Below are 10702 nucleotides of genomic sequence, written 5' to 3' on the forward strand. Positions count from 1 at the left end.
TTTATGCGACGTGCAATTCCTTACCGATTGATCCGCGCGCGTGGGTCGCGTCCGCCGCTTCACGCTAGCGCCAGCGCAGACCCTTGAAAGGGTGCCAGCCGTTGTCGCCTTTAATTTCCTTCAAGTAATAGGAGTAGTTCACGCTCATCGCGTAGAGCACGCCGAGGCCGCCGTTGATGCCCCAATCCACGTAGCTGGGAATATCGATGCCCGTCGTCGCTTCGAAAAGCATTTCGATGACGATGCTCGCGAGCATGATGCCCCATAAGGTTACCGCTCTGCGCCACATGCCCAGACTGAGGAAATAAAATGGCCCAAAGAAGAAGCCCAGCCAGCTCATATTGATCAAGCGTTGCTTGCCGCGCGGTAACGCCTTGAAAGCTTCACGCGCTTTGGGTGACGTAAGCGGCCCATTGGCTTCGAAGAACGCGAAACGCTCGCGCCACTTGGGCCTGGTTTCGGGGCTATTCATAACTGCTCTGTAGCGATCTTCGCTGGTGGTGATGGCGTCCAACGACAATCTCCCGGGGATATCGGCAGGAAACGAAAGTGCGTATGCGATACGGGTTTTCTCTGTGCGGCATTGGGCGGCCGCAATGATACCCCGGGCTCCAGATTCTTTTATGAAGAAATGAAAATGGCTGGATTTCAAAGTCCCAGACAAACCGCTCCGGCCGCGACCACCACGCACGCAAGCCAGCGCGCTCCGCTCACCGCTTCCTGCAGCACCATCCGCCCAATCAGCACCGCAAACACCACGCTGGTTTCGCGAAGCGCCGATACCGCGCCCATCGCACCGGATTGCAGCGCCCAGATCACGATGCCATAGGCGGCGATCGACACGAGGCCGCCAATGAGCGACGAAACGATCGAGAGCGGTTCGGTGCGCACGGGTTTCCACAGCGGCGCGAACCCGCGCACCGCGATGAACAGCACGGGCATCAACCAGTAGAACAGGAACATCCACGCGGTATAGGCGATGGATTGCCCATTGGACGCCCGCACGCCCATGCCGTCGATCACGGTGTAGAGCGCAATCGTCGCGCCGGTTGTGAGAGCGGCGAGCGCGCCGCTGCGCGATACATGACGCCCCAGCATCGCGATGGCCATGATGCCGCCCGAGATCATTACGATGCCGAGCGCGTGCAAAGGTCCGATCGCTTCATGCGCGAACAGCGCGGCGCCAAGCGTGACCAGCAGCGGCGACGAGCCGCGCGCAATCGGATACGCCAGCGCCAGATCGTTGCGCCGGTACGAGCGCACGAGACTCACGTTGTAGAAGATGTGCACCAGACCCGAGGCGGCGATATACGGCCACGCGGCGCGGGCGGGCAAGGGATTGATCAGGATAACGAATGAGGCGCTTGCGGCAATGGCGATGCTCATCCAGGTCATCGAGAGGAACCGGTCGCGATTGCCATGCAGCATCGCGTTCCAGCTCGCGTGGAGAAGGGCGGCGAAGAGGACGATACCGCCGGTATAGCTGAGCATGGGGTTTCAGTCAAAAAAGTGGGGAACGTTGGCTGGCACTACAGCCGGAAGCGTAACTATCTTGTAGGCCCGCGACAAACCAGATAAATTGCGGGTTCGCGTTAGATAATCTATTTTGGATGAAGCCGATTCTGCCTCCGCTCAATGCCCTGCGCGCCTTCGAGGCGGCGGGGCGGCTCGGCAGCTTCAAGGAAGCCGCGGCCGAATTGCACGTCACGCCCGGCGCGGTGAGCCAGCAGGTGCGTCTGCTCGAAGACTGGCTTGGCGCAGCGTTGTTCGAGCGGCACAACCGTCGTGTGGCGCTGACGCCAGCGGCGAAGACCTATCTGGAAGAAATCGGGCCCTTGTTCGAGCGGCTCGCACAGGCCACCGCGCAATACGGCGTGCCCAAAGCGGTAACGCGCACGCTCACCGTGAGTGCGCTGGCAACCTTCACGTTGCGCTGGCTGGTGCCCAGGCTGGCGAAATTCCGCGCGCAACATCCCGACGTCGAGGTCAAGGTGGACACATCGAACGAGCCGCTGGAGAGCCTGGAGGCGGACTGCGACGTCATCATCCGGGGCGGGCCGGACACGTTCTACGGCTATTCGATGCGGCCTTTCCTGTCCGAAGAGCGCCTTCCGGTGTGCAGCCCGGCGCTTTTGCAGCGCGTACCGCTGCGCTCGCCCGAGGATTTGCGGCAGCACACCTTGCTGCATACGTCGAGCCTGCCGCGGCTGTGGCCCGACTGGCTGTCGAGCGCGCGGATTCCCGCCCTCAAGCCCGCGGCCACGCTGACGTTCGACCACTTCTATCTGACCTTGCAGGCGGCCATCGACGGGATAGGGATTGCAATGGGTCCCACTGCGCTGGTTTCCGACGATCTCGCGGCAGGCAGGTTGGTCGCGCCGTTTGACGCGCCGCGTTTGCCGTCGCGCAGTTACTGCGTGTATGTGCCCAACGAGAAGGCCGACGACGAACTGGTCGGCTTGTTCTGTGCCTGGCTCGAACGCGAAGGGCGCGCGTCAATGCCTGCGTGAGATCAATGACACCGGACCGCGCGCTTCTTCACCTTGTTCGCGGGGGTGATGCAAAAAAGTTATCAAGCTAAGAAAAAGTGATTTGGCGGATGTTTTTGGTGAACGAATACTCGATTCAACCCAGACAACCCCAGATAACTTCAGAGCGCCCCATGAATCCTGTGAGCCTGCCGGCAACGCCTGCCGTGGACGCAACGCCCCTCGCCATGCCGACGCGTCCCCATGTGCGCACGATCGCCGCCTGTTCGGTCGGCAACGCGCTGGAGATGTACGACTTCACGGTTTACAGCTTCTTCGCGATGCTGATCGGCAAGCTGTTCTTTCCCACCGATAGCGCCTATGGTTCGCTGCTGCTCGCAGTCGGCACGTTCGGCATAGGCTTCGTGATGCGCCCGCTCGGGGCGCTGGTGATCGGCAGCTTTGCCGACCGTCGCGGCCGCAAGGCGGCGATGACGCTGACGATCGCGCTGATGGTGGGCGGCACGCTCTGTCTTGCGTTTGCGCCAACCTACGCGATGGCGGGCACGTGGGGCACGCTGGTGGTCGTCGGCGGGCGCATGCTGCAAGGTTTTTCGCTGGGCGGCGAGATTGGCGCTTCGACGGCCATGCTGATGGAGTCCGGCGGTTTCGGCACGCGCGGCTTCCGGATTGGCTGGCAGGGCGCGAGCCAGGGCTGCGCGGCGGTGATCGGCGCGCTCAGTGGCGCAACGCTTTATGCAAGCCTCGACACCGCTTCGCTCGAAGCGTGGGGCTGGCGCGTGCCTTTCCTGCTCGGTCTGCTGATCGCGCCGGTCGGCCTCTATATCCGCAGGCATCTCGACGAAACGCTGGAAAGCGGCGCACACGAAACGCAACCGCTCACCGAACTCTTTTCCTCGCACAAGAGCAAGATCGTGCGCGGCGTGCTGGCGATCGTCGCGAGCACGGTGGGCATGTATATCGTCGTTTTCTTCATGCCTACCTTCCTCGTGCGGGTGCTGCATCTGCCGACGTCGCTCTCCTTGATGGCGGGCTGCGTATCGGGCGCCACGATGGTCGTGATGTGTCTCGTCTCCGGACTGCTGGCCGATCGCATGCGCGCACGCAAACCGATGGCGCTCGCCTCGATCGTGCTCACCACGCTGCTGATCTATCCGGCAATCGCACTCATGACCGCCCATCCCGGCGTGCCGCTGGCGCTCGCTATCATCGCCGTGTTGACGGCCGTCGGCAGTCTGGGCGGCGCGCATCTGCTGCTGTTGCTGATGGAGATGTTCCCGGCGCGCGTGCGTGCAAGCGGGCTGTCGGTGATCTACAGCATCGGCGTGGCGTTGTTCGGCGGCACGGCCCAACTCATCGTCACCTGGCTGCTCGCGAAGACAGGCAATCCCATGTCGCTTGCGCTCTACATGATGGTCTGCGGCGTCGTGACCGTATGCGCCATTGCAAGCTTGCCCGAGTCGCGGCCACGCACCTCATGATCTTGCGCGCCGGAGCCTGACTGCAGCGGCTCCGGGCGCTTCCTGATTGATTCAACCGTTTCACGCTATTGCGATATCGCGCGCTCGCGTCTTGCGAGCGGCGGGGCGTCGCTCGCCCAGTCGTTTGTGCTGTGCCGTTGCCGTTTCCCCTTTTTCAAACACCTCAGCGGAGTTACTGAATGAAACGCACCTTGCCCGCGCTCTTCGCCGTGCTGTCCACGGGCACCTGCCTGCACGCTTTCGCCGAGGTTTCGCCGGGCTCCCCGTCCGATGCTGCAACGTCGACGACGATTACCGGCTCGCAACTGCAATCGACGTTCGCTTTCTGGGGCACGGGCCTTGGGCCGCAGACGCTCGGCGTCGCGGCCCAGCGCACTTTCGTCACGCTATACGGCACCGTCGACGAAGGTCTCAACTACACGCGCGGCGGCTCCGAGGGCGTCGTGCGCGTGCAGTCGGGCGGCGCGTTGACATCTAAGTTCGGCATTTATGGCCAGGAGTATCTGGGCAATAACTGGAGTGCGCTGTTCCGGCTGGAAAACGGCTTTATGGCGAACACGGGGGCGACGCAGGATTCGACTTCGATGTTCAATCGCGCCTCGTATGTCGGCATGCAGAATCCGTTTTATGGACAGGTGACATTTGGCCGGCAGTACACCTCGGGCGGCGCGGCTGCGCTGGGCGCCGATCCGTTTCTTGGGCCCGCGCACGAATCGGCTTACACGTATCTGCTCGCCACGTCCGATCTCGGCACGGGTGCGAATAGCGACGCGCTGGGCCGTTTGCCGAATACGATTCGCTATATCTCGCCTCGCATCGGCCACATCGGCTTCGACCTCAGTTATTCGTTCAAGCAGGATCAGGACGTGGGGCCGGCCGTGCATCAGCGTTCGGCGATGATTTCCTACGGCGGGCGGCGCGTGGTGATTTCGGCGGCATTCGGGCAAGGATGGTGCGATCCGGGCATGAGCGGCGATTGCAGCAGCACGGCCAACGATGCGCCGGGCAAGCGCACCGACACTTACCTGGCCAGCGTGCTGTTCGATGTCGGTCCCTTCGTCGCACAGGGCGCGTATATCCGCTACGTGCCGCAGGCGTCGACGAGCGCGATTGCCGATCTGTATCTGGTCGGCATCCAGAAGTGGTGGGGCGTCGATCTGCTGCGCGCTTCGGCGGCAATGCGCGATACGACGGTCTCCGGCGATTACGCCTATGGCGGCACGCTCGGCATCGACCACTTCATTTCGAAGCGCACTTCGCTCTATGGCCGTCTGGGTGTGATGCGCAACGGCCCGCATTCGAGCGTCACCTACAACTACGACAGCGGCTCGCCATCCAGCGCGCCGGGCCGCACGTTTTCGAGCATCACTCTGGGCATGACGCATACGTTCTGAAGCAAGAGCGCCAACGCCCGGTTTCATCACACAGTCGATACTATCAGGAGAGCAAAATGTCGATCGAGCTTGTCGACGATTTCATCGAAAGCAACCAGCAGCGCTACTTGACTCTGTCCGACGATATCTGGCGATATGCGGAACTTGGCTACCATGAGCAGCAATCGGCGGCTGCGCATATCGCACTGCTGAAATCGGAGGGTTTTCGCGTGCACGAAGGCGTGGCCGGAATCCCGACTGCGTTCGTTGCGCAGGCCGGTTCAGGCGGACCCGTTATCGCGATACTCGGCGAATTCGATGCGCTTTCCGGCCTCAGCCAGGAGAGTCTTGCGCTGGCGTGCTGCCCGTCCAATGAGATCGCCAACGGCAATGGTCACGGTTGTGGCCATCATTTGCTGGGGACTGCCGCGCATCTTGCAGCGGTTGCGGTCAAGGACGCCCTCGAACGTGCGGGCATCGAGGGGACCGTGCGCTTCTACGGTTGTCCCGCCGAAGAGGGCGGCTGGGGCAAGACCTATATGACGCGCGCAGGCCTGTTCGACGATGTCTCCGCGGCAATTACCTGGCACCCGGGCGTCGCCAACTCGATCATGAATATGGAAAGCCTGGCGGTGAAGCAGGCGTATTTCCGCTTCAAGGGCGTGGCCGCACATGCGGGCGCTTCGCCTCATCTGGGCCGCAGCGCGTTGGATGCGCTCGAATTGATGAACATTGGCGCGAACTTTCTGCGCGAACACATGATTCCCGATGCGCGCGTGCACTACGCCATCACCGACACAGGCGGCATCGCGCCCAACGTCGTGCAGCCGAATGCCAGCGCGCTTTACATGATCCGCGCGCCGCGCAATCGCGACGTGAACGAACTGTACGAGCGCGTGTGCAATATCGCGCGCGGCGCGGCGCTGATGACCGATTGCCAGCTCGAAATCGAGGTGCATTCCGCCTGTTCGAACCTGCTGCGCAATCACACGCTCAATGAGCTGATGCAGGCCAAACTCGTGGAGCTGGGCGCGCCTGACTACACGCGCCAGGAACTCGAATTCGCCGATTCGATGCATCGCACCACGCGCGCCGAAGAAATCGAAATGGCGGGGCGTATGCTGACGGCCGCATGGCGCGATCCCAAAGCGTTATTCGATCGCGTTGATGCGCTCGACAACGACCGCCCTTCGCGGATGCATGGCTCGACCGATGTTGGCGATGTAAGCTGGGTCACGCCAACCGTGCAGTGCATGACGGCGTGCTTCGCGTTCGGCACCTCGCCGCATTCGTGGCAGTGGGTGGCGCAGGGCAAGAGCGGCGTCGCGCACAAAGGCATGGTGCTGGCCGCCAGGACGATGGCCGCGACGGCGCTCGAATTGTTCACGAATTCGCTGCTGCTCGCGGCGGCGCGCACGGAACTGCACGAACGCCTCGCGCGGGAGCCTTACGTGTGCCCGATCCCTGAAGGCGTCGAGCCTCCGTTGCCGCGATCTGCATGACGGGGGCGTCATTTTGACCTGCCATCTGGCGTGCAAGCTGGACTGCCATGCTGCCGCAACCCGAGCAGATCCAGCGAGGGTCGCGTGAAGCTGAGACAACTTGAGGCGCTACGCGCCATCGCTGAAGCAAAGAGCCTGCATGAAGCGGCGCGCCGCCTGTTCCTGACCCAGCCCGCGATCAGCCGCTCGATCCGCGAGCTGGAAATCGAACTGGGCTTGCCGCTGCTCACGCGCACGGCGCGCGGCGCCACGCTCACGCCGTTCGCGCATCAGGTGCTCAAGCGCTCGCAGGTCGTGCAGCGCGAAGTGGGGCGGATTCTCGAAGACGCCGCCACCGCGCGCGGTGAGCTGGCGGGCCGGCTGACGGTTGCCGTCACGCCGCCCGCCGCAACGCGCGCACTGTCGGATGCGCTGCTGGAATTGGTGGCCGCGCGCCCAGGCGTGCGGCCCGAGATCATCGAGTCGCGCGCCGAAAATATCGCGGACGGTCTGGACGACGGCACGATCGACGTGGGCATCTTCACGCAGTACAGCGAGCCGCGCACGACCGCGTTCGAGTGGCGCAAGCTCTATGAACTCGACATCGTGCTGTCGATTCCCGCGATGTATCGCGGCAAACGCACACTGAGCGTCGCGGAAATCCATGCGCTGCCCTGGCTCGTGCTGGACTCGCCCGATGACGAAGCAGGATTCGTGGCGACGTTTTTCGGAAGCCACCGGCTGGCGCTTCCTCGCCAGATCATGCGCTGCACGTCGATGAATCTCTATCTCGATCTTGCCATGCGCATGGAAGCCGTTGCGATCTGGAGCTCGCTCGCCCGGCCCTTTCTGGCCGAGCGTGAGCGCAGCGGGCGGGTCATGCTGCTCGAAGTCGAAGAGCCGCTGCCGCGTATCGGCATGTATCTCGCGTATGCCAGCGAGGATCTGCTGACCGCGACGGCGCAGGACTTTATTCGCCGCCTGAGCGAAAAGCTCGCGAAGGGACCGCGCGAGCGCGCGTCTGCGGGGCTCGAATACGACGAGGCGGATTGAGCGAGCGCGTGTACCGGCGATCAGTGGCCGCGCCGACGCGTCAGATGCGAAAGAGAATTTTATGTCAGTCGAACACCCGTAGCAGTAGAAACGACAACCGATGAAGCAGTACAGCGTTTAAATAAACACTAAGCATGACTTAGCGTATGAAGGTTTCGCTAGAAGCGCTGCCAGTCGGATGCAGACGGCGTTGCAACCGGTTGAATCGGCGTGGCCCGCGATGACGTTGCACCGCGTATGTCTCTCTTGCCGCCCGCGAGCGGCTGCCTGGTGGCCAGAGCAACGCGCTTCGCGTCTGCGGTAATCACGGATGGGGCTGCGCTCAATGACGGGCTCGTCCTGAAGATCGACACCGCCGCGCGCAGCGTCTGCGCCTGGTCGGCCATCGCCTGCGCAGCCGCGGATGCCTGTTCGACGAGCGCGGCGTTCTGTTGCGTGACCTCGTCCATCTGCGTGACCGCGACGTTGACCTGTTCGATGCCGGTGGTCTGTTCAACCGACGCCGACGCAATCTCACCCATGATGTCCGTGACGCGCTGAACGGAGCGCACCACCTCGCTCATGGTCTGGCCGGCATCCTGTACGAGCGCCGCGCCCGTGCGTACATGAAGCACAGACGTCTCGATCAGATCCTTGATCTCCTTCGCGGCGCTGGCGCTGCGTTGTGCGAGCGTGCGGACTTCGCCGGCCACGACTGCGAATCCGCGTCCCTGTTCGCCAGCGCGCGCGGCTTCGACCGCCGCGTTGAGTGCGAGAATATTGGTCTGGAATGCGATGCCTTCGATCACTGAAATAATCTCGGCGACCTTCGAGGAACTCGACGAAATATCCTCCATGGTGTCGATCACACGATGGACGACGTCGCCGCCCGTTGTGGCGGTTTGCGATGCGGATGCCGCGAGTGTGCTGCCCTGGCGCGCGCTGTCGGTGTTTGCCTTGACCGTCGCAGTGAGTTCTTCCATGCTCGCGGCGGTTTCTTCGAGAGAAGCCGCTTGCTCTTCGGTGCGCTGAGATAGATCGAGGTTGCCCTGGGCAATCTCGCCCGCCGCCAGCGAAATCGATTCGGCCGATGTTTTGATATCCGTAACAATGCGGCTCAGATGCATGCGCATCGTGTCGAGCGAGGCCATCAGGCTGTGTTCATCGCCTTGTGCCAGCTTGATGGGCACCAGCAGGTTGCCGGCGGCTATTTCGCCTGCGATGTGCTGGGCGTCGCCGGGCTCGCCGCCCAGTTGACGAAACACGCTTCGAATGAGCATCACTGCGGTGAGGACCGCAACCATCAGAGCCAGTGCAACCAGCGAGCCAACGAGGATGCGCACACTCCGGTAGGTGGCAATCGCGTCCTGCTGCGCCTTGACGTTCTCGTCGTCTTCGCGATTCGCAAGCTCAACCGCCTTCGCCAGCCACGCCCGCTGGGGAGGGCGTGCCTCGGTCATGATCGTATGCGTTGCAGTTGCAATATCGTTTGCGACGGCTTGCTCGATGGCCTTGTTCATCGGCGCAACGGCGAGTGCCTCAAGAGCGTCGACTTCGGCAATCAGCTTGCGTTCGCCGTCGTTGGTGCCGGGCTCGCGCGTGAACATCTCGCGCAGTTGCCGCGCGGTGTCAGCGTAGATCTGATCCTGCTTGCGGATACGCTCGACTTCACCGAGCAGTTCCTGGTGATCCTGGAGAAACGCGAGATTGCGCACTGCGATGGCGCGATCCTGAATTGACGACTTCAGCACATTGGCGAGGCGCAATTCGGTGTTGTTGACCCGGGCGATGTCGTCGAGTCGGCTATTCAATTCGGATAAACCGTAGAACCCGACTCCCGCCACGACAATCAGCAGGAAGGTGAGGAGCGAAAAGCCTGCAATAAGGCGGGTGGATAGCTTGCTGCTGCGCATAGAGCTCCCTGTCATGGTCGAACGCCGTAGGCGAGGTGGCTATATCCATGGTTACGGCAGCATGCCGTGTTTCTGAAGGGTTGTCGAAAGCTTTGAGTCGCTTCGCGACAGGAGAACGTTTGCTTGTTCGCGCGGCACTCACGGCCGAACCAATACGCAAATCGGCGATGTTTGACTCACTTCAGTACGGGGATCTGCGTTGAAAGATGCGCGATGTATGGGTGAGCGATTGCATCTGCAACCCGGCTTTCAGGACGAGTACGCCGGCGGCAATCATTGCGTGGCGCGCCAGTGGATTGTTATGCTCGAAACACGCAAGCTGGCCGACGCGACCAACTTCATTGCGGTGGATTGCGACCATTCGCATCGGGTACCAAAGTTTTCGGTCATCCTTGACGCTTATCTCGACGGCGCTCGAACCCATTCGCGAAGGCGCTGACCTGACCGATTCGGATTTTTCTTATGTCTTTCGCGCGACGACGTCCATAGATTGTCGCCTGGCATCGACGATGTCAGCGAGCCAAATGGTCGTGTCGGGATGGCTCGCATACCCCTTTGGAGCCCGCGCAATGCGGGCTTCTTTTTAGCCTCTGTAGGCTAAAAGCGACGATTGCATGCGCAACGGATCAATATCCCTCGGACGATTCTCAAAGATGGTGAGACGTGACGTTCTTTGACACATTACAAATCTTTACGCGGTAAGAATCGAGGAATAAACGTTCTCCGGGGTTGGGTGCGATGAATCGCAGTTACAGGCTGGTCTTTAGTTGCGCGCGCAACACGATGGTCGCCGTTGAGGAGACAGCAACCGCAGCAGGCAAGACGGGGGAAACACGGGCAACGGCAGCGTGAATATCTCGGCAGGCAAAGACCTGCACGTTACGGGAAGCAACCTGATTGCAGCGCAGAACGTCACGGGAACCGGACAGAACG

10 protein-coding genes are annotated in these 10702 nt (G+C 62.0%); 7 read left to right on the forward strand and 3 right to left on the reverse strand.

From position 1 onward, the window contains the following. Nucleotides 1-64 precede the first annotated feature (64 nt). Both F4827_RS29300 and F4827_RS29305 read right to left on the reverse strand, forming a co-directional pair. A complete protein-coding gene (locus F4827_RS29300; RefSeq protein WP_221303858.1) occupies nt 65-514 on the reverse strand; it encodes a DUF2628 domain-containing protein in 450 nt (149 codons plus the stop codon). A 134-nt stretch (nt 515-648) separates the two neighbouring features. After that, entirely contained in the window at nt 649-1491 is an 843-nt protein-coding gene (locus tag F4827_RS29305) for a DMT family transporter (RefSeq protein WP_183730757.1), read from the reverse strand. A gap of 119 nt (nt 1492-1610) precedes the next feature. Between F4827_RS29305 and gcvA the strand changes: the two genes are divergently transcribed. From gcvA to F4827_RS29330, 5 genes are all read left to right on the forward strand, one after another. Then, nucleotides 1611-2510, forward strand: a complete 900-nt coding sequence (gene gcvA / locus F4827_RS29310) for a transcriptional regulator GcvA (RefSeq protein ID WP_183730760.1) — start codon at nt 1611-1613, stop codon at nt 2508-2510. 152 nt (nt 2511-2662) lie between these two features. Then, nucleotides 2663-3970, forward strand: coding sequence for an MFS transporter (locus tag F4827_RS29315; protein WP_183730763.1), 1308 nt, complete (start codon nt 2663-2665; stop codon nt 3968-3970). Nucleotides 3971-4149: 179 nt separating this feature from the next. Next, on the forward strand, nt 4150-5364 hold the full coding sequence (locus F4827_RS29320; RefSeq protein WP_183730766.1) for a porin: 1215 nt from the start codon (nt 4150-4152) through the stop codon (nt 5362-5364). Nucleotides 5365-5420: 56 nt separating this feature from the next. Beyond that, nucleotides 5421-6845 carry a M20 family metallopeptidase gene (locus F4827_RS29325; protein WP_183730770.1) on the forward strand — a complete coding sequence of 475 codons (1425 nt, stop codon included), beginning with the start codon at nt 5421-5423 and terminating at the stop codon, nt 6843-6845. Nucleotides 6846-6929: 84 nt separating this feature from the next. Continuing rightward, on the forward strand, nt 6930-7877 hold the full coding sequence (locus F4827_RS29330) for a LysR family transcriptional regulator (protein WP_183730774.1): 948 nt from the start codon (nt 6930-6932) through the stop codon (nt 7875-7877). Between the two features lie 158 nt (nt 7878-8035). On the opposite strand, the gene F4827_RS29335 is transcribed toward F4827_RS29330, so the two are convergent. Continuing rightward, the gene (locus F4827_RS29335; protein WP_183730795.1) at nt 8036-9769 is read right to left on the reverse strand and encodes a methyl-accepting chemotaxis protein; all 1734 of its coding nucleotides are present in this window, start codon (nt 9767-9769) and stop codon (nt 8036-8038) included. A gap of 217 nt (nt 9770-9986) precedes the next feature. Here F4827_RS29335 and F4827_RS29340 point away from each other — a divergent pair, with 217 nt between their 5' ends. Then, nucleotides 9987-10208: a hypothetical protein gene (locus F4827_RS29340; protein WP_183730777.1), complete on the forward strand. Its 222-nt coding sequence runs from the start codon at nt 9987-9989 to the stop codon at nt 10206-10208. 344 nt (nt 10209-10552) lie between these two features. Next, nucleotides 10553-10621 (forward strand): hypothetical protein, encoded by a 69-nt coding sequence (locus tag F4827_RS36040; protein WP_409258870.1) that lies wholly within the window; start codon nt 10553-10555, stop codon nt 10619-10621. The last annotated feature ends 81 nt before the right edge of the window (nt 10622-10702 follow it).

It is taken from the genome of Paraburkholderia bannensis, assembly GCF_014200455.1.
GTDB classification, from domain to species: Bacteria; Pseudomonadota; Gammaproteobacteria; order Burkholderiales; family Burkholderiaceae; genus Paraburkholderia; species Paraburkholderia bannensis_A.